This window comes from Accumulibacter sp. (genome assembly GCF_023806625.1).
Taxonomy (GTDB): domain Bacteria; phylum Pseudomonadota; class Gammaproteobacteria; order Burkholderiales; family Rhodocyclaceae; genus Accumulibacter.
On the sequence record NZ_JAMTDX010000097.1, the window covers coordinates 28,681 to 47,433 of the forward strand.

17 protein-coding genes are annotated in these 18,753 nt (G+C 68.2%); 15 read left to right on the forward strand and 2 right to left on the reverse strand.

Features of this window, described 5'->3' with window-relative positions:
- The first annotated feature begins 480 nt into the window (after positions 1–480).
- From NFW05_RS15450 to NFW05_RS15485, 8 genes are all read left to right on the forward strand, one after another.
- Positions 481–903 (forward strand): YkgJ family cysteine cluster protein, encoded by a 423-nt coding sequence (locus NFW05_RS15450; RefSeq protein WP_295308889.1) that lies wholly within the window; start codon positions 481–483, stop codon positions 901–903.
- The gene (locus NFW05_RS15455; protein WP_295308892.1) at positions 887–1,654 is read left to right on the forward strand and encodes a protein-L-isoaspartate(D-aspartate) O-methyltransferase; all 768 of its coding nucleotides are present in this window, start codon (positions 887–889) and stop codon (positions 1,652–1,654) included. The genes NFW05_RS15450 and NFW05_RS15455 overlap by 17 nt, the downstream gene beginning before the upstream one ends.
- Positions 1,651–2,946: an amino acid permease gene (locus tag NFW05_RS15460; protein ID WP_295308895.1), complete on the forward strand. Its 1,296-nt coding sequence runs from the start codon at positions 1,651–1,653 to the stop codon at positions 2,944–2,946. Before NFW05_RS15455 ends, NFW05_RS15460 begins: the two co-directional genes overlap by 4 nt.
- Before the next feature lie 126 nt (positions 2,947–3,072).
- Positions 3,073–4,233, forward strand: coding sequence for an acyl-CoA dehydrogenase family protein (locus tag NFW05_RS15465; protein ID WP_295308898.1), 1,161 nt, complete (start codon positions 3,073–3,075; stop codon positions 4,231–4,233).
- 11 nt (positions 4,234–4,244) lie between these two features.
- On the forward strand, positions 4,245–5,423 hold the full coding sequence (locus NFW05_RS15470) for a CaiB/BaiF CoA-transferase family protein (RefSeq protein ID WP_295308901.1): 1,179 nt from the start codon (positions 4,245–4,247) through the stop codon (positions 5,421–5,423).
- Between the two features lie 1,036 nt (positions 5,424–6,459).
- A complete protein-coding gene (locus NFW05_RS15475) occupies positions 6,460–6,801 on the forward strand; it encodes a hypothetical protein (protein ID WP_295308904.1) in 342 nt (113 codons plus the stop codon).
- A gap of 14 nt (positions 6,802–6,815) precedes the next feature.
- Positions 6,816–7,766, forward strand: coding sequence for a radical SAM protein (locus NFW05_RS15480; RefSeq protein WP_295308907.1), 951 nt, complete (start codon positions 6,816–6,818; stop codon positions 7,764–7,766).
- A 28-nt stretch (positions 7,767–7,794) separates the two neighbouring features.
- On the forward strand, positions 7,795–8,793 hold the full coding sequence (locus NFW05_RS15485; RefSeq protein ID WP_295308910.1) for an MBL fold metallo-hydrolase: 999 nt from the start codon (positions 7,795–7,797) through the stop codon (positions 8,791–8,793).
- 61 nt (positions 8,794–8,854) lie between these two features.
- Here NFW05_RS15485 and NFW05_RS15490 read toward each other — a convergent pair whose 3' ends face one another.
- Positions 8,855–9,808: a phosphorylase gene (locus NFW05_RS15490; protein WP_295308912.1), complete on the reverse strand. Its 954-nt coding sequence runs from the start codon at positions 9,806–9,808 to the stop codon at positions 8,855–8,857.
- Between the two features lie 237 nt (positions 9,809–10,045).
- Between NFW05_RS15490 and NFW05_RS15495 the strand changes: the two genes are divergently transcribed.
- Both NFW05_RS15495 and NFW05_RS15500 read left to right on the forward strand, forming a co-directional pair.
- Entirely contained in the window at positions 10,046–10,543 is a 498-nt protein-coding gene (locus tag NFW05_RS15495; protein ID WP_311104713.1) for a DUF1499 domain-containing protein, read from the forward strand.
- A 224-nt stretch (positions 10,544–10,767) separates the two neighbouring features.
- Positions 10,768–12,816, forward strand: coding sequence for an ATP-dependent helicase (locus NFW05_RS15500; RefSeq protein ID WP_295309005.1), 2,049 nt, complete (start codon positions 10,768–10,770; stop codon positions 12,814–12,816).
- A 506-nt stretch (positions 12,817–13,322) separates the two neighbouring features.
- Here the strand turns inward: NFW05_RS15500 and NFW05_RS15505 are convergent.
- A complete protein-coding gene (locus NFW05_RS15505) occupies positions 13,323–14,189 on the reverse strand; it encodes a YicC/YloC family endoribonuclease (RefSeq protein ID WP_295308915.1) in 867 nt (288 codons plus the stop codon).
- 103 nt (positions 14,190–14,292) lie between these two features.
- On the opposite strand from NFW05_RS15505, the gene NFW05_RS15510 reads away from it, so the two are divergent.
- Genes NFW05_RS15510 through hemW form a run of 5 tightly spaced genes read left to right on the forward strand, consistent with a single transcriptional unit; the run spans position 14,293 to position 18,744 of the window.
- Positions 14,293–15,255 (forward strand): serine/threonine-protein kinase, encoded by a 963-nt coding sequence (locus NFW05_RS15510; protein WP_295309008.1) that lies wholly within the window; start codon positions 14,293–14,295, stop codon positions 15,253–15,255.
- Positions 15,252–16,172, forward strand: a complete 921-nt coding sequence (locus tag NFW05_RS15515) for a protein phosphatase 2C domain-containing protein (RefSeq protein ID WP_295308917.1) — start codon at positions 15,252–15,254, stop codon at positions 16,170–16,172. Before NFW05_RS15510 ends, NFW05_RS15515 begins: the two co-directional genes overlap by 4 nt.
- Before the next feature lie 15 nt (positions 16,173–16,187).
- On the forward strand, positions 16,188–16,904 hold the full coding sequence (rph, locus tag NFW05_RS15520; RefSeq protein WP_295308920.1) for a ribonuclease PH: 717 nt from the start codon (positions 16,188–16,190) through the stop codon (positions 16,902–16,904).
- The gene (gene rdgB / locus NFW05_RS15525; RefSeq protein ID WP_295308922.1) at positions 16,901–17,488 is read left to right on the forward strand and encodes an RdgB/HAM1 family non-canonical purine NTP pyrophosphatase; all 588 of its coding nucleotides are present in this window, start codon (positions 16,901–16,903) and stop codon (positions 17,486–17,488) included. Before rph ends, rdgB begins: the two co-directional genes overlap by 4 nt.
- On the forward strand, positions 17,488–18,744 hold the full coding sequence (gene hemW, locus NFW05_RS15530; protein ID WP_295308925.1) for a radical SAM family heme chaperone HemW: 1,257 nt from the start codon (positions 17,488–17,490) through the stop codon (positions 18,742–18,744). Before rdgB ends, hemW begins: the two co-directional genes overlap by 1 nt.
- Positions 18,745–18,753: the final 9 nt, after the last annotated feature.

Genomic DNA, 18,753 nt, shown 5'->3' on the forward strand with positions numbered 1-18,753 from the left:
TCGGCGGTTGTCGCCGCCATGAACGCCGCGGCGCCTTCCGAAACTCGATGGTTCGTTGGCCGGGAAGTCGTCCCACGCAGCGAGCAGCAGGGTCAGGACTCTACGCCCTGCTGCGACAGCTGACCAGCAAAGGCCGGCGCGCCGGTCGCTGCCTGCGAATTCTAGCTCAAGCGAACCTGGCCGCTGCGTATGTTGCAGCCCGGCGGCCCGCCCGAAGCTCAGGAGCGTCGGCGCCTTGCCGTCGCCGCCAAGAGTTCGCTGGCGCCTACGGGATGCGATCGCACTTCATTTCAGCCTCTATAATTTCGCTGCAGGATGGCCATCGGGCGATGCAGCATCCGACCGGCGTCGCGCAGCAGCTCATGACGTTCCGGTGCGCGGCAGGTTCGTCGCCCCGGCAGAACGCTTTGCCGACCAAAGGCGTATGCTGATGGTCCTTTGCAATTCTGACCGATACGATTCGCGGCTGCTGCGCACCACATGCTGACCGACACCCGAGTTGCTCCACCAGAACGTCACGCGACCAGGGCGCACGCGGAAGTGGACTGCCGCGAGTGCGGCGCGTGCTGCGCGTTCTTCCGTGTCTCGTTCTACTGGGCCGAGGCTCTCGCCGTTGGGCTTCCCGACCACCTGCTCGAACAGGTCTCGCCGTGGCACGCGTGCATGGCCGGAACCGGTCGCCGCGCACCGCGTTGCCTGGCGCTCGCCGGCGAACTCGGCAGAGAGGCGCGCTGCACGGTCTATGCGCAGCGCCCGGTGCCCTGCCGCGAACTTCAGCCGGGCGACGCGAAGTGCATCCACGCGCGTCACGCCCACGCGCTGCCGCCGATCGCCGCCAGCGAGCAGCGCCGCGCGGCGAGCGTCCGTCCTGGCCTGCAGGACGTCGATGTCCAGCGAAGCTGAGCGACCGCGGACGGCCGGCGCGTGGCGCACCCTGGTGCGCAAGCTGTTGCCGTCAGCGCTGCTCGCGGTGCTGGTCGGCGCGCCGGCGATCGCCGCCGACGAGGACTACGCGACAGCGCGCAGCCGGATGGTCGAGCAGCAATTGCGCTCGCCCTGGCGAGGGATCAGCGATCCGGCGGTGCTCAGGGCGATGGCCACGGTGCCGCGACACGAGTTCGTTCCGCGAGAGCTTCGCCGCTACGCCTACGACGACAACCCGTTGCCGATCGGCCATGGACAGACGATCTCGCAGCCTTACGTGGTCGCCTTCATGACCGAGAAGCTCGAGCCACGCCCGGGCGACCGCGTGCTCGAAATCGGCACCGGCTCGGGCTACCAGGCGGCGATCCTCGCCGGCCTCGTCCGCGAGGTCTACAGCGTCGAGATCGTCGAGGCGCTGGCCCGGAGAGCCGAGAGCGACCTCAACCGACTCGGCTATCGCAACGTCCGGGTGCGCCATGGCGACGGCTACCAGGGCTGGCCCGAGGCGGCGCCATTCGATGCGATCATCGTCACCTGTGCGCCCGATCACGTGCCGCAACCGCTCGTCGATCAGCTCCGCGACGGCGGACGGATGGTCATTCCGGTCGGCGGTTCAGGCCAGCAGGAGCTCTTCCTGCTGCGCAAGCAGGCCGGCAAGCTGCGCCGCGAAGCCGTCCTGCCGGTGCGCTTCGTGCCGATGACCGGCACTGCCGAAGGCGCCAGACCGTGAATCCGGCTGCCGCGCCGGCGCGGCGGATCGGCCTTCTCTCGGCGACCACGCTGGTCGTCGCGAGCATGCTCGGCACCGGCGTGTTCACGACCAGCGGCTTCCTGCTCGAGGAACTGGGTTCACCGTGGCTCGTCCTGCTCGCCTGGCTGGCTGGCGGACTGCTCGCCACCTGCGGTGCGCTGAGCTACGGCGCACTGGCCAGGCAGCTGCCCGGATCGGGCGGCGAGTACTACTTCCTGTCACGAACGCTGCATCCGGCAGCGGGAGTCGTCGCCGGCTGGATCTCGATCGTCGCCGGCTTTGCCGCCCCGCTCGCCGCCGCTTCGCTGGCCTTCGCCGAGTACGTCGGCGACTGGTTCCCGGGGGTCGCGCCGCAGGCACTCGGCAGCACGCTGCTCGTCGCCTTCGCCGCAGTCCATGCGCTCGGCGAGCATCGGGGCACCCGGCTGCACGACCTGACCGTCGTCGCCGAGGTGCTGCTCGTCGTCGTCTTCGTCACCCTGGCTCTGGCGCGGGTTCCCAGTGAGCTTGCGGTTCATGCACCGAGCGCTCGAGCAGACCTGTCGGCTTTTGCGCTCGCCCTGATCTGGGTGTCGTTCAGCTACTCGGGATGGAACGCCGCGGTCTACGTCGGCGGCGAAGTTCGCGATGCGGAACGGGCACTGCCGCGAGCACTGTTCCTCGGCACCGCGCTGATCACGGGCCTCTATCTCGCGCTCAACGCGGCCTTCGTCTTCGCCGCTCCGCCGGCGCGACTGGCCGGGCAGGCGGACGTCGGCCGGCTGGCCGCTGCCGCGCTCGGCGGCCAGCCCTGGGCCGACGCGCTGACGCTGCTGATCGCCGTCGTCCTGGCGGCTTCGGTTTCAGCGATGACCGTCGCCGGTGCGCGCGTCCATGCGCAGATGGCCGCCGATGGCGAGCTGCCACACCGGCTGGCCGCAGGCGACCGGCCGCCACGCGCTGCGCTCGCCCTGCAGTGCACGCTCGCGCTGCTCATGCTGTGGACCTCGAGCTTCCGCAGCCTGCTGACCTACATCGGGTTCACGCTGAACCTCTGCTCGGCGGCAACCGTCGTCGGCCTGATCCGCCTGCGTTTGCGCGAGGGGACGCGGCTGCCGGTTGCCGGCTGGCCTTTCGTACCGGCGATCTTCCTCCTCGCGGTTCTCGGCATGACTCTCGGAGCGATCTTCCGCCAGCCGACCGAAAGCGCCTGCGGGCTGGCCACACTGGCCGCCGCCTGGCTGATCTGGCGGTGGCGCAGCCGGCACCACCACCGGTCGCCGTCAGATTGACGCGCGCCTTGCAAAACCACTCAGGATTGCTACGCTCCGCTGCTGCGACGCAACAGCAGGTCGTCAGACACCGGCGGCCGGCGAGCGGGCCGCGCGCCGCAGACCACCCGGCCAGAGGAGATCTCCATGAGCGATGCGAGTGACGGACATCAGCAGATCCGCGAGGCGATCCGCGCACTCTGTAATCAGTTTCCCGACGCGTACTTCCGCGAGATCGACGCCCGACGGGCGTATCCCGACGCCTTCGTGGGCGCGCTGCTCGAGGCCGGCTGGCTGGCGGCGATGATTCCCGAGGAGTACGGCGGATCGGGGCTCGGGTTGAGCGAAGCGAGCGTGATCATGGAAGAGATCAACCGCAGCGGTGCGAATTCGGCGGCGGTGCATGGCCAGATGTACAACATGAGCACGCTGCTGCGCCACGGCAGCGGCCGGCAGAAGGAGAAGTACCTGCCGGAGATCGCCGCCGGCCGTTTGCGCATCCAGTCGATGGCGGTGACCGAGCCGACCACCGGGACCGATACGACGCGAATCCGCACGACGGCGACGCGCAAGGGAGACCGCTATCTGATCAGCGGCCAGAAAGTCTGGATCTCGCGCGTCCTGCACTCCGACCTGATGATCCTGCTCGCCCGGACGACACCGCTGGCCGAAGTCAGGCGCCGCTCGGAGGGCCTGTCGATCTTCGTCGTCGACTTCCGCGAAGCGATCGGGCACGGCCTTGGCGTCCGTCCGATCGCCAACATGGTCAATCACGAATCCAGCGAGTTGTTCTTCGACGACCTCGAGGTGCCCGCCGAAAACCTGATCGGCGAAGAAGGCCAGGGCTTCCGCTACCTGCTCGACGGACTCAACGCCGAGCGCGTGCTGATCGCCGCCGAATGCATCGGTGACGGCTACTGGTTCATCGACCGGGCGCGGCGCTACGCTGGCGAGCGCATCGTCTTCGACCGGCCGATCGGCAGCAACCAGGGAGTGCAGTTTCCGATCGCCGAAGCGTATATCGAAGTCGAGGCCGCCAACCTGATGCGCTTCCAGGCCTGCTCCCTGTTCGACGCGCATCAGCCTTGCGGCGCGCAGGCGAACATGGCCAAGTACCTCGCCGCCAAGGCGTCGTGGGAGGCCGCCAACGTCTGCCTGCAGACCCATGGCGGCTTCGGCTTCGCCGCCGAGTACGACGTCGAGCGCAAGTTTCGCGAGACGCGGCTCTACCAGGTTGCGCCGATCTCGACGAACCTGATTCTCTCCTACGTCGCCGAGCACGTGCTTGGCCTGCCGCGCTCGTTCTGAGGGCTGACCCGATGCGCCCACTCGACGGAATCACCGTCCTCTCACTCGAACAGGCGATCGCCGCGCCGTTGTGCACGCGCCAGCTCGCCGATCTCGGCGCGCGGGTGATCAAGGTCGAACGCCCGGGCAGCGGCGACTTTGCGCGCGCCTATGACACCCGCGTCCGTGGCCTCGCCTCGCATTTCGTCTGGACCAACCGCTCGAAGGAGAGCCTGACGCTCGACCTGAAACATCCGCTCGCCGCCGAGGTTCTTTGCCGACTGCTCGAGCGCAGCGACGTGCTCGTGCAGAACCTCGCGCCCGGCGCGGCTGCCCGCCTCGGTCTGGCGTACGAGGCGCTGCGACCTCGCCACCCGCGCTTGATCGTCTGCGACATCTCGGGTTACGGCAGCGACGGTCCGTACCGTGACCGCAAGGCCTACGACCTGCTGATCCAGGCCGAAGCGGGCTTCCTTTCAGTCACCGGCACCCCCGAAGCCCCGGCCAAGGCGGGCTGCTCGATCGCCGACATTGCCGCAGCGATGTACGCGTACAGCCAGATCCTCGCCGCCCTGCTCCACAGAGGAAAGACCGGATTCGGCTGCCGCATCGACGTGTCGATGCTCGAGAGCATGGTCGAGTGGATGACTTTCCCGCTCTACTACGCGTTCGACGGCGCATCACCGCCGCCGCGCGCCGGCGCGAGTCACGCGACGATCTACCCGTACGGGCCGTTTGCCACCGGCGACGGCCGCACCGTCGTGCTCGGGTTGCAGAACGAACGCGAATGGCGCGTGTTCTGCAGCACGGTGCTCCAACGGCCCGATCTCGCCGACGACCCCCGCTACGCATCCAACGCATTGCGCACGGCGGCGCGCGGCGAGCTCGACCGGATTCTCTCCGCAACCTTCGCGCGGCTGACGGCCAGCGAACTGGCTGCCCGTCTCGACGCGGCGCGGATCGCCAGCGCCCAGATGAACGACATGCACGACGTCTGGAAGCATCCACAACTCGCTGCCCGCCAGCGCTGGACGCGGGTTGAAACTTCAGCCGGAGAAGTTCCGGCGCTGTTGCCACCGGGCACTGCCGACGTCTTCGCCCCGCGGATGGATCCGGTTCCCGCCCTCGGCGAGCACACCGACGCGATCCTCGGCGAACTCGGCTGGGATCAGGCGACGATCACTCTTTGGCGGCGGGAACGGGTCGTCTGACCCCGGCGACAACGTGGATGGGGTCAGGTCTTGACTTTTGCCCAAAGCGGTTTCATCACCGAATCGCTGCGCCGAATCACGACTCCCAGCAGGCAGTCGGCGATCGCGCCCACACCCGCTCGATGCCTTGTCGACCCAGTGGCCGGCGCGACGACGAAACACGGGACGGCCCTTGCGCTTCCCCGATCGCCACCGGGTCAGCGCGGAGAGGCTTCCTGGCGAGCTGTCGAAGGCAGACTCCCGGTCGGCCGGACCTCGGCTGAAACGAACCCCGACAGCACTCCGGCAGCACCGATGCGTTGCGGCGTGCGCAGGACCGGCGCGGCACAGCGGCGCGACGGGGGGCGAAGATTCCCGTCAGGGCTTCGCGCCTTAGACGTAGATCTCGAACAGGCCGGTGCGGATGCCCAGCTGCTCGAAACCGAGGCTCTACAGGCTACGCCCGACCCGCTCGGCGATCGCGTACGGCAGATCCGGATCGAGATCCTGTCCGCCCGGTCGCTGCAGCCCGGTGAGCAGGCGCCCCTGGTCGAAATAGACGGAGGCACCGAAACCACCGCTCGCCCGCCGCTGCGCAGGACTCGCCAGGCCTCGAGCAGGGCCTCGCCGATGTCGAAGAAACTCGACTGCAAGGTCCGCGGGAAAGATGCAGATCGAACGCGTTGCTCGCCACTCCGGCCATTCGCTCGGCCGCAGCGCAAAGCGGGACGAGGCCGGGCAGCACCCGCGCGGCCTCGCCGAGCGCCTTGCCTGAGAGATCGACGCCGACGAGTTCCTGGACATCCCGATGGAAGAACGGTCTTTCGAGCCCGTGGCCGAGCCCGACGTTGATCGCATGAGAGTGCGCGAGATCGCGCATGCCGATCTGGCCCAGCAGCGCGTGCAGCTCGGCTTCCCAGTCATCGAAGGCGCGGTGGCGTTCGTCCTCCTTCTCGCTGCGCGCCGAGTACTTCTCCTCGTAGGCGCGCGTGCGGCCCCGATCTTCCCCGCGACTTCGTCGGGGTCGCGATCGGGGTGCATGATCTGACACTGCCGGATGATCTGGGTGATCGTCGCGCCGATCAGCTGGGACACCGGCGGCAGTTCGATGCCGTCGCGCGGCAGCAGCTCGCCGATGATTTCGGGAACGCTCTTGCGCACGTATACGAGCTTCTCGGCAAGCCGTTCGACCATCGGCTTGTCCTCTCGAACGGTGGGAGAGAAAGGCGTCGGAGTCTTCGTCAACCGCTCCTGCCATGCGCTCACTCCGCTGCACCGACGCGGCGGAGCCATTCCACCCACAGGCGCGATTATCGATCGACTCGCCGCGACCGCGCCAGTCGGTCCGGGCACGGCGCCCGCGTCGGCGGGTCTTCTCGTCGTGCGCCAGCTTGTATAAACTGACTCACAGCGATGAGCACGAAGCCTTCCGCCCTTCCCGCCTATCGAGCGCTGCTCGCTTCCGGAGAGCTGACGAGCCGCGCTGAGCAGGCCTGGCAACGTCTCGAGGATTGCGACCTCTGCGCGCGCCATTGTCGAGTCAATCGCCGTGAGACGCTCGCCGGCGTCGCCTGCCATTCCGGCGAACGAGCGGTCGTGGCGAGCTACGGCGCTCATCACGGCGAAGAGGAATGCCTCTCGGGCTGGGCGGGATCGGGCACGATCTTCTTCTCCTGGTGCAATCTGCGCTGTGTGTATTGCCAGAACTGGGACATCTCGCAGCGCGGCAGCGGGCGCGAGGTCGATCCGGCCGAACTCGCGCGGATCATGCTCTCGCTGCAGGCGCAGGGCTGCCACAACATCAACCTCGTCTCGCCGAGCCACGTCGTCGCGCAGATCATCGCCGCCGTCGCCCTCGCCGCCAACGACGGGCTACGCCTGCCGCTGGTCTACAACACCGGCGGCTACGACAGCCTCGAAGCGCTCGCGCTGCTCGCAGGAATCATCGACATCTACATGCCGGACATGCAGTACGGCGACCCGCTGCTCGCGCGCCGCTATTCGCGGGTGCGCGACCATGTCGCGGTCAATCGCGCGGCGGTCAAGGCGATGCACCGGCAGGTCGGCGACCTCGTCGTCGACGAGAGCGGACTCGCGCGACGCGGGCTGCTCGTCCGCCATCTGGTCCTGCCCAACGGAATCTCCGGAACCGGCGAGGTGCTCCGCTTCGTCGCCGATGAGCTTTCGCGGAACACCTACCTCAACCTGATGGACCAGTACCGCCCGTGTTACCGCGCCGACGACTTCCCCGAACTTTCGCGGCCGCTGTCCTCGGACGAATACCGCGAGGCGCTGGCCATGGCCGAAGCGAATGGATTGCGGCGGCTCGACCGGCGGTCGCGGCGCGCGCGCTTCGCCGACTGAACCCTGACCGCGAGCCTCGTCCGCCTGAATGCGCCCTTCGTTCCGCGTCGAACTCGTCAACCCCCCTTCCGGCGACCCGGCGCTGCTCGTCGACTTCCTCTTCGAGAAGCGCGCACTGCTCTTCGACCTCGGCGACCTGCGCGCGCTGGCCCCACGCAAGATCCTGCGCACCAGCCACGTCTTCGTCTCGCACATGCACCTGGACCACTTCATGGGTTTCGACTGGTTGCTGCGCGTCTCGCTCGGCCGGCCGAACGCCGTCGAGCTGTACGGTCCGCCGGGAATCCTTGCCCAGGTCGAAGCCAAGCTCGCTGCCTATACCTGGAACCTGGTGCACAACTACGCGGGCAACTTCACGCTCGAGGTCGGCGAGCTGTGGCCTGACGGCCGACTCGAACGCGCAAAGTTCGCGTGCCGCGAGCGCTTCCGGCGCGAAGCCGGCGAAGCCAGCGAAGAGACCGGCGGGGTGCTCATCGACACCGGCGGCTTTCGCGTGCGCGCCGTTTTCCTCGACCACGAGGTTCCGGTCCTCGGCTTTCTGCTCGAGGAACACGCGCACGTCAACCTCTGGAAGAATCGCCTCGGCGAAATGGGGCTGGTCGTCGGGCCGTGGCTGCAGAAACTCAAACGCGCGGTGATCAGCGGCCTCGACGACGACACGCCGATCCGCGCGACCGGGGCCGGGGGCGGCGAACCGACGCTGACCCTCGGCGAGTTGAAACCGGCGCTTCGCGTCGTCCCGGGAACGCGCATCGCCTACGTCACCGACGTCGTCGACCACGAGGAGAACGCCCGGCGAATCGCGCGGCTCGCCGATCACGCCGACGTGTTGTACATCGAGGCCGTCTTCCTCGACGCCGACGCCGCGCACGCCGCCCGCAAGTTCCACCTGACCGCGCGTCAGGCCGGGCGGATCGCGCGGGCCGCCGGCGTACGCAGCGTCGTCCCGTTCCACTTCTCGCCGCGCTACGCCGGGCGCGAAGCGGAACTGCGCGAAGAACTTCAGCGGGCATTTGCCGGCGACTGAGCGGGCGACGAGCCTGCGCAGCGAGCGCGTGGCAGTCTGCATGCCCCCCGGGTGCTGTGGGTCAGCGCCCGGAAACCGTCTGCAGGACGCCCATCGGGCCGTGCCGGCGGATCCGCTCGAGCTCGCCCGTATGGCGAACGAAAAGCGAACCGGCGAACCCGAGGCCATTGATCGAGATTCCCTGCCACGATTCGCAGCGCCTCGGGACGACGAGCATCCAGTCCCGGGTGAGGAGCAGGTTGTACGGCGCCGACTGCCACTCGCGACCGTCGCGGCGGATCGCGCCGATGCCCAGGTCGGCGAGCAGCCGTCGATAGAGCGCATGCGCCTCGCTGCCCACGGACACGAGGTCGCCTGCGCGCGCAGAGCGCAGCCTGGCGAAGCCGTGGGCGAACGGAATCGCCGGGCACGCCGGGCCCTCGCCGCCGAACAGCGCGGCGATCGGCACGCCCGGCTCAGCCATCGACAGCGGTAACGGGACGATCTGCAGGTGTTTGTGCGACTGGCTCGCCCCGGCCTCGGGTCCGCCGTTGTAGAAGCCGAGCCCCGGATACTCGGCGAGGCAGGCGCACCACGCGGCGAAGTCCGCCGGACCGAGCAGCGTCCGCTGGTCCTCGAAGGCGCTCGTGACGAGCAGCAGGTGACCGTCGAGGACGTTGAACTTGTTGAGCACGGCGATGTGGCCGGGCGAGACCTCGGCGACGGTCAGCGCCGGCTCGGGCGGCAGGAACGGGTTGCGCGGCGTTTCGCCGGCCGTCGGCAGCCTCGCGGCAACGCTCTTGCGGCGCAGGCTCGACGCCGTGCGGACGACGAAGCGCACTCCCCGGTCCTCGACGATCTCTTCGCCGGTTTCGATGCGCTGCAGAGCGCCTTCGTCGATCGCGCTGCGCGTCCGCTGCGCGACGAGCCCGGCGAGACGACCCGGATCGAGCATGATCGTGCGCCCGTCGCACGAGTCCCCGCTCGCGACGCGCGCGATCAGCCGATCCGGCGAGGATTCGTCTTCGAGCACCATCTGGATCTCTCCCGGAAATCGACCATCGGCAGCCCGCCGCCAGACGCAAGACAGCCCCGAGCCGGCCGCGACGTCCGGCAGTTGCTTGTTCGGGTCGATCGCCCGCGCTTGGCTCCCGCCGAGCTCGGCTGCGCTCGGCAAGTGACCGGACTATACTCTTGCGCACGGTCGCGGGCCAAGCTCGCTTGCTCGCCAGCGGAGTCCCGGCGTGCTGTTGCCAACCGTTCTGGAGAACAGGTGACGAGAATCCTCAACCGGCTGGCCATCGCGCTCGGCGTGGTCGGCGCGCTGCTGCTCGCCGTCGGACAGTTCGGGCTGCTCGCCGGCACGCCTCCCGGAGACCTCGGAGTGCGCGACGGGCGACTCAAGGCGCCGTCGACGACGCCGAACAGCGTCAGCAGCCAGGCTCGTCTTTGGCCGGATCACCCGCGGCGAGACGACGCCTACATCGCCCCGCTGCCCGCGCCCGGCGACGGCCAGGCGAAGCTCGCAAGGCTGAAGGCGATCGTCGAGGCGCAATCCGGCGCGACGGTCGTCGAAAGCCGGCCCGACTACCTGTACGCGCAGTACCGCTCGCGCCTGCTCGGCTTCGTCGACGACGCCGAGTTCTGGCTCGACGCTCGCCAGGGCGTGATCCATGTCCGCTCGGCGTCGCGTCTCGGCTATCACGACCTCCAGGTCAACCGGCAACGGATCGAGACGCTGCGCGAGCGCTTCGTCGCCTCGGCCGACTGATCGGACCGCCGGGGTCCGAGCGGAGCCCGGCGGCGCCACAGCTGCGTGCGAGATCGGGCGACGGACACAGTCGCCGTTCGTTCGAGCGCGTTATACTGTCGATAAGGACAGTATCGGAGAAGCCGCCGTTGCCGATCGACAAGCGTAAGTCGTCGCCTGGGTCATTGCCTCCGGGCGCGGCCGCGTCACGGCTCGGCCGGGCGAGCGGCCAGTCCGCAGACCCGCTGGCGACGCTCAACGATGCCCAGCGACTCGCGGCGACCTTTGGGGTCGCTGGCCGCGGGCAGGCCGGCGAGGCGACCGCACACCCACCGCTGCTGATCATCGCCGGCGCCGGCTCGGGCAAGACGAGCACCCTCGCCCAGCGCGTTGTGCAGCTCGTCGCCGGCGGCGTCGATCCCGGCCGAATCCTGCTGCTCACCTTCTCGCGGCGCGCCGCAGCGGAAATGAGCCGCCGCGTCGAGCGGCTGCTCGTCCGCCGGCCGGGCTCGGCCGCGCTGCCCTGGGCGGGAACCTTTCACAGCGTCGGCGCGCGCCTGCTGCGCGAGTACGCCGGACGGATCGGCCTCGACCCGGCGTTCACGATCCACGACCGGCAGGACTCGGCCGACCTGATCAACCTCGTCCGCCACCAGCTGGGCTTCTCGGCGAAGACCCGGCGCTTCCCGCTCAAGGGAAGCTGCCTGGCGATCTACTCGGCGGTGATCAACACCCGGGATTCGCTCGCCGACGTGCTGCAGGGGCGCTTTCCGTGGTCCAGCGAATGGGAATCCGAACTGCGCCAGCTCTTCCAGCAGTACGTCGAAGCGAAACAGAGCCAGCAGGTGCTCGACTACGACGACCTGCTGCTCTACTGGGCGCAGATGGTCGGCGACGCGGAGCTCGGCGCCGAGATCGGCGAGCGCTTCACTCACCTGCTCGTCGACGAGTATCAGGACACCAACCGGCTGCAGGCGAGCATCCTCCTGGGGATCAAGCCGGACGGCCGAGGCGTGACCGTCGTCGGCGACGACGCGCAGGCGATCTACGCGTTCCGCGGCGCGACCGTGCGCAACATCCTCGACTTTCCCGCGCAGTTCGCCCCGCCGGCTGAGCGCCTGACGCTCGAACGCAACTACCGCTCGACGCAGCCGATCCTCGCCGCGGCCAACGCGGTCATCGCGCTCGCGGCCGAGCGCTACGCCAAGAACCTGTGGAGCGACCGACCGTCATCGGCGAAGCCGCGGCTCGTTTCGCTCCGCGACGACGCCGACCAGGTCGAGTTCGTCGTCGACCAGACGCTCGCCCGCCGCGAGCGCGGCATCCCGCTGAAGGCGCAGGCGGTTCTCTTCCGCACGGCGAGCCACAGCGCGCGCCTCGAGATCGAGCTGACCCGGCGCAACATCCCGTTCGTCAAGTTCGGCGGGCTGCGCTTTCTCGAAGCGGCGCACGTCAAGGACGTGCTGGCGATCCTGCGCTGGGCACAGAACCCGCGCGACCGGATCGCCGGCTTCCGCGCCGTCCAGCTCGTCGCCGGGATCGGTCCGAAGACCGCGAGCCGCGTGCTCGCCAACGTCGCCGACGCCGCCCCGGGTTCGACGCTGCTCGCCGACCAGCCGGTCCCCGAAGGCGCGCGCGTCGCTTGGCTCGAGTTCGCCGCGCTGATCGCGACCTGCGGGCCCGACGGCCCACCCTGGCCGGCGCTCTTCGACCGGATCTGCGCCTGGTACGCGACGCAGATCGACCGCCTGCACGACGAAGCGGCGGTTCGCCTGGCCGACATCGAGCAACTCGCGCGCATCGCCATGACCTATCCCGCCGGCGAACGCTTTCTGACCGAGCTGACACTCGATCCGCCCGAGGCGACCAGCGACGAAGCCGGGCCACCACTGCTCGACGACGATTACCTCGTCCTGTCGACGATCCACTCGGCGAAAGGACAGGAATGGACCGCGGTGACGATCCTCAATGCCGTCGACGGCTGCATTCCGTCGGACATGGCCACCGGCTCGACCGCCGGGATCGAGGAGGAACGCCGCCTGCTCTACGTGGCGATGACCCGCGCGCGCGACGAACTCGACCTGATCGTCCCGCAGCGCTTCTACACCGGCCACCAGCCCGGCCTCGGCGATCGCCACGTCTACGCCAGCCGCACGCGCTTCATTCCGCATGCGCTGCTCGGCCACTTCGCACAGATCACCTGGCCAAAGCCGGCCGACGCCGCGCCCGGTGTCGAGGACGCCAGGCAGCAGGTGCTCGACCTCGCCGCACGGATGCGCGCCATGTGGCTATGAGGGTGGTCCGGCCAGACGGCGGCCCTCGTCGCCTTCTTGCGCACCAGTCGTCGATCGCCGGAGCTCCAGTCCGGCCGAACGCGCCTTCGTTGTTCGTGACGAGCACGGCGCCCTCGGCCAAAGCGTGCGCTGCGATCCAGAGATCATCGCCGCCGCCCGTCGCCTGGCATCTGCTGACCTGCATGCAACGAGCCGCCCGAAGTCTATAACGATGCATTCGATGACTACTGACTTCGACCGGATGAATCGTTTATCCGAAAGAAGTCTCCGACACGGAAAGCGTCAGAGCTTGCGGCGCCGAGGCGCTGTGCCGTGAACCCGGCCTGGAACTCCTCGAAATACCGTCGCCTCAGGCCGAGCGCCCGGTGCCCCTGAATGACTGCACCGGCTGCTGCGCGGCCGGCCAGGCCGCGACCGCCAATCCGGTCGTCCGCGCAAAAGTCAAGACCTGACCCCCTCGCTCGCCCCTTCGTGCCGGCGCTGATGGTCCGGCAGTCGGCAAGCGACTACTCCAGGTTCTGCACCTGCTCGCGCATCTGCTCGATCAGCAGTTTGAACTCGATCGCCGCCTGCGAGACTTCGCTGACCAGCGACTTTGCGCCGAGTGTGTTTGCTTCACGGTTGAGTTCCTGCATCAGGAAGTCGAGGCGCTTGCCGCAGCTTCCGCCGGCGCCGATCACCCGCTCGACCTCGTCAAGGTGCGCCGAGAGCCGGGCGAGTTCCTCGGCGACGTCGATCCGCGCGGCGAAGACGGCGACTTCCTGGCGGATCCGCTCGTCGTCGACGGCCTGAACGGCTTCGAGCAACCGTTCGCGGAGCTTCTCGTTGAACGCGGCCTGCGCCGACGGGATCAGCGGCGCGACTTCACGGGCGAGCACGCGCATCCGCGCGACGCGGTCGAGGATCACCGCGGCGAGCTTTTCGCCTTCGCGCGCGCGGCTGGCAACGAAGTCGGCGAGCGCTTCGCCGGCCACCGCGAGGCACGCCGGAACGACCGTGCCGATGTCGATCGCTTCCTCGCCGAAGATTCCCGGCCAGCGCAGGACATCGACGACGGCGAGCGGCGCGGCCTGCGGCAATACGCTGCGCACCTGGCCCTCGAAAACCTTCAGACGTTCGAGCAGCCCGGCATTCAGGGTCACCGGATGCTCGTCGCCGGAAGCCGGGACGAAGCTGACCCGGCACTCGATCTTGCCCCGGCAAAGGCGTCCGGCGATCAGTTCGCGCAACGCCGGTTCGGCGAGACGCAATTCGTCGGCAATCCGGAAGTAGCAGTCGAGGTAGCGGGAATTGACGCCCCTGAACTCGACATGCACCGCGCCTCCCCTGACGTTCCGCGTCCTCGCGGCATAGCCGGTCATGCTGAAGATCATCGGACTCCTGACCACGAAGAGTGTTGTGGCAAACCGGCGCCTTTACAGCGTCCCCACAAAAACCGGACAATGCCGGACCACGCGAATGATAGCCCTGACCCGGATGGCGCAACAAGCGAACCACCCTCTTCCCGCCGGTTTCCAACTCGATGAGTATCTCATCGAGCGGCAACTGTCGCTAGGTGGGTTCTCGATCGTCTATCTGGCCAGGGATTCCGAGGGCAGCCGCGTGGCGATCAAGGAGTACCTTCCGAACACGCTGGCGCTGCGCAAGGAGGGGCAGACGGCGCCGATCATTTCCGAGGAGCATCTGCCTGCATTCCGTTACGGGATGAAGTGTTTCTTCGAAGAAGGTCGCGCGCTGGCCGGCCTTTCGCATCCGAACGTCGTCCGCGTGCTCAACTTTTTTCGCGCCAACGAAACCGTGTACATGGTCATGGAGTACGAACATGGCCGGACGCTGCAGGACATGATCCAGAAGAACCGGGCGACGGTCACCGAGAACTTCATCCGCAACGTATTCACCAAGATGCTCAACGGGCTGCGCGAAGTCCACACGCACCGCCTGCTGCATCTGGACCTCAAGCCGTCGAACGTCTATATGCGCAACAACCACATTCCGGTACTGATCGACTTCGGGGCTGCCCGACAGACACTGGCCTGCGACACGCCGATGCTCAAACCGATGTATACGCCCGGCTTCGCCTCGCCGGAACACTATCACCAGCGCGATCTGCTCGGTCCGTGGAGCGACATCTACAGCGTCGGAGCATCGATGTATGCGTGCATCTCCGGAGCGACGCCCCAGCCGGCCAACGAGCGCATGGAGAAGGACCGCATGGTCCCGGCGATGGTCCGCTGGGAGGGACGGTATTCCGACCAACTGCTCGAAACGATCGACTGGTGCATGTGCCTCAACCATCGCTATCGCCCGCAGAGCGCCTTCGCCCTGCAGAAGGCGCTGACCGAGCCGGTCGTCTCGCCGACTCCGCCTCCGGCAGAAGCGGTCAGGGAGTCGTGGCTCGGACAGGTGGTCGGCCGGCTGAAGAGGGCGCGCGACGCATGAAGTTCACGATCTATCAGGATTCGCGAATCGGCAAGCGGGCCAACAACGAGGATCGCCTTGCCTACTGCTATTCACGCGACGCCCTGCTGATGGTCGTCGCCGACGGCATGGGGGGCCACTACTACGGCGAAGTGGCCGCACAGATCGCCGTCCAGACGCTGACCGAGGCCTTTTCGCGCGAGGCGAAACCGCGCATCGACGACCCCTTCCTCTTCCTGCAGACCGGCCTGCTCAATGCCCATCGCGGGATCGTCGATTTCGCCGGCAGGCACCGCCTGGCCGACTCGCCGCGGACCACCTGCGTCGCGTGCATCGTCCAGAACAGCGTCGCGCACTGGGCCCATTCCGGCGATTCGCGGTTGTACCTGATGCGCAATGGCCGGATCGCGATGCAGACCCGCGATCACTCGCGCGTTCGTCTGCTGTTCGATCAGGGGATGATCAGCGAGGAAGAGATGATCGGCCATCCCGACCGCAACAAGATCTACGGCTGCCTCGGCGGCAAACAGAATCCGCAGATTGACTTCTCGCGCAAGGCGACGCTCGAGGAGGGAGACGTTCTGGTGTTGTGCACCGACGGCGTTTGGAGTTCGCTGAGCGCAGACCGCCTGGCGCTCGCCTTCAAGTCGGCCGACCCGTTGCACGCCGTTCCGGATCTGCTCACCGAAGCCGAAGCACGCGGCGGCCCGACGGCCGACAACCTGTCGATCATCGCCGTCCGCTGGGGCGACAGCTACTCCGAAGAGACGAACAGCGACAGTAGTCTGATCTCGACGAAGACGATGCCGCGCCATACGGTGACCACGCGGATGAACGAGTTCGGTCGCCATCCTCAGCGGCGCAGCGAGCTGACCGACGAGGAGATCGAGCGGGCGATCGACGAGATCCGCTCGACGATCCACAAGTACTCCCGCTAGCCGAGCGGAACGGTCATGCGCCCGAGTCACCGTCTGCCCGGCCAGTTGCGCAGCGTGCGGATCACCCGGCGGTTTACGCGTCACGCCGAAGGCTCGGTGCTGATCGAGGTCGGCGACACACGGGTCCTGTGCACGGCGAGCGTCGAGGAACTCGTTCCCCAGTTCCTGCGCGGCTCGGGTCAGGGCTGGGTGACCGCCGAGTACGGGATGCTGCCGCGGTCGACGCATACGCGCACCGGACGCGAAGCGGCCAACGGCCGGCAGAGCGGCCGGACGCAGGAGATCCAGCGGCTGATCGGTCGCGCGCTGCGCGCGGTGATCGACCTCCGGGCTCTCGGCGAGCGCCAGGTGACGCTCGACTGCGACGTGCTGCAGGCCGACGGAGGTACGCGCTGCGCGGCGATCACCGGCGCCTGGCTGGCCCTCCATGAGGCGTGCGCCGACCTCGTCAGCCGCAGGAAGATTGCCGCCAACCCGGTCCGCGACCAGGTCGCCGCGGTCTCGGTCGGCATCTACCGGGGAACGCCGGTGCTCGACCTCGATTACGCCGAAGACGCGCACTGCGACACCGACATGAACGTCGTGATGACCGGCCGCGGCGGGATCGTCGAGGTCCAGGCGACCGCCGAAGGCACGCCCTTCTCGCGTCAGCAGATGGATCGGCTGCTCGACCTGGCCAGCGCCGGAATAGCCGAACTGATCGACCACCAGAAAGCGGCACTCTGCCCATGAAACTCGTCCTCGCCTCGAACAACGCTCGCAAGCTCAGGGAACTCGACGCGATCCTCGCGCCACTCGGCTGGGAACTCGTCGCCCAGGGAGAGCTCGGCGTTCCGGAAGCCGACGAACCCCACTGCACTTTCGTCGAAAACGCGCTCGCCAAGGCCCGGCACGCGTCGCGGCTCAGCGGTCTGCCGGCGCTGGCCGATGACTCGGGATTGTGCGTCGATGCGCTCGGCGGCGCTCCGGGAGTCCAGTCGGCGCGCTACGCGGGAGAGCCGCGCTCGGACGCGCGCAACAACCGGAAGCTGCTCGACGAACTGGGCAGTACGGCAAACCGCAAGGCACGCTTCGTCGCGGTGATCGTCTTCGTCGGCCACGCCGACGATCCGCAGCCGCTGATCGCCGAGGGGGAATGGACCGGCGAGATCTGCAGCGAGCCGCGCGGCGAAGACGGTTTCGGCTACGACCCGGTATTCTACCTCCGCGACCTCGACCGAACCGCCGCCGAACTCGACGCCGCTGACAAGAACCGCCGGTCGCACCGCGGTCAGGCGCTGGCCCGGCTCGTCGAGCGCCTGCAGACGCGGCGCTGATGCCCGCCGACCGGCCCCGGCGGGTCATCCCGCTGGTCGCCGAGGTCGCTGGCGGCACGCCGGCTGCGACACCGCTCCGCTTTCGCGGCCCGCCACCGCTGTCGCTCTATGTCCACGTGCCGTGGTGCGTGCGCAAGTGCCCCTACTGCGACTTCAATTCGCATGCGCTGTCACTGGACGACAGTGGCCGAGCACGAAACGCGCTGCCAAACGAGGCCGAATACCTCGCGGCGCTGGTCGCCGACCTTGAGAGCGCGCTGCCGGTGGTCTGGGGGCGACGCGTCGACAGCGTGTTCATCGGCGGCGGGACGCCGAGCCTCCTTTCGGGACGCGCCGTCGACGAGCTGCTCGCTGCGCTGCGCAGCCGCTTGCCGCTGATCGCCGGCGCGGAGATCACCCTCGAGGCCAACCCCGGAACGGCCGAGGCCAGCCGCTTCTCGGACTATCGCGCAGCCGGGGTCAACCGGCTGTCGCTCGGCATCCAGAGCTTCGCCGGCCGGCAACTCGAGGCCCTCGGACGGATCCACGACGAGCGCGAAGCGCGCCGGGCGATCGACCTCGCCAGGCGCCACTTCGACAACTTCAACCTCGACTTGATGTACGGCCTGCCCGGGCAGACTGTCGACGACGCGGTCGCCGATCTCGAAGCGGCGCTGGCCTTCTCGCCGCCGCACGTGTCGTGCTACCAGCTGACCATCGAAGAAAACACCGCCTTCGCCGCGCGGCCGCCGGCCCTCCCCGACCACGATGCCGGTGCCGAGATGCAGCAGGCGATCGAGGCAGGACTCGCCGAGGCCGGCTACGTCCACTACGAGACCTCGGCGTTCGCCCGACCCGGTGCGCAATGCCGGCACAACCTGAACTACTGGCACTTCGGCGACTACCTGGGAATCGGCGCCGGCGGCCACAGCAAACTGACGCTCCACGACCGGATCCTGCGCCAGATGCGCTGGAAGAATCCCGGGCAGTATCTGAGCCGGGTCGCCGGCGGCGCGCCGCTGCAGGACGAGACGGTCGTCGCCGTCGAGGACCTGCCCTTCGAGTTCATGCTCAACGCGCTGCGGCTGATCGACGGCTTCGCTCCGGCCCTCTTCGAGCAGCGTACCGGACTCCCGCTGTCACAGATCGGGAAGGAATTGCACGCAGCGGAAAGCTCCGGACTGATCGCGCGCAGCGAACAGCGCATCGCGCCGACCGACCGGGGGCGACGTTTCCTGAACCGGCTGTTGCAGCTGTTCCTCGCCGATCGCCCGTAGAACGATCGG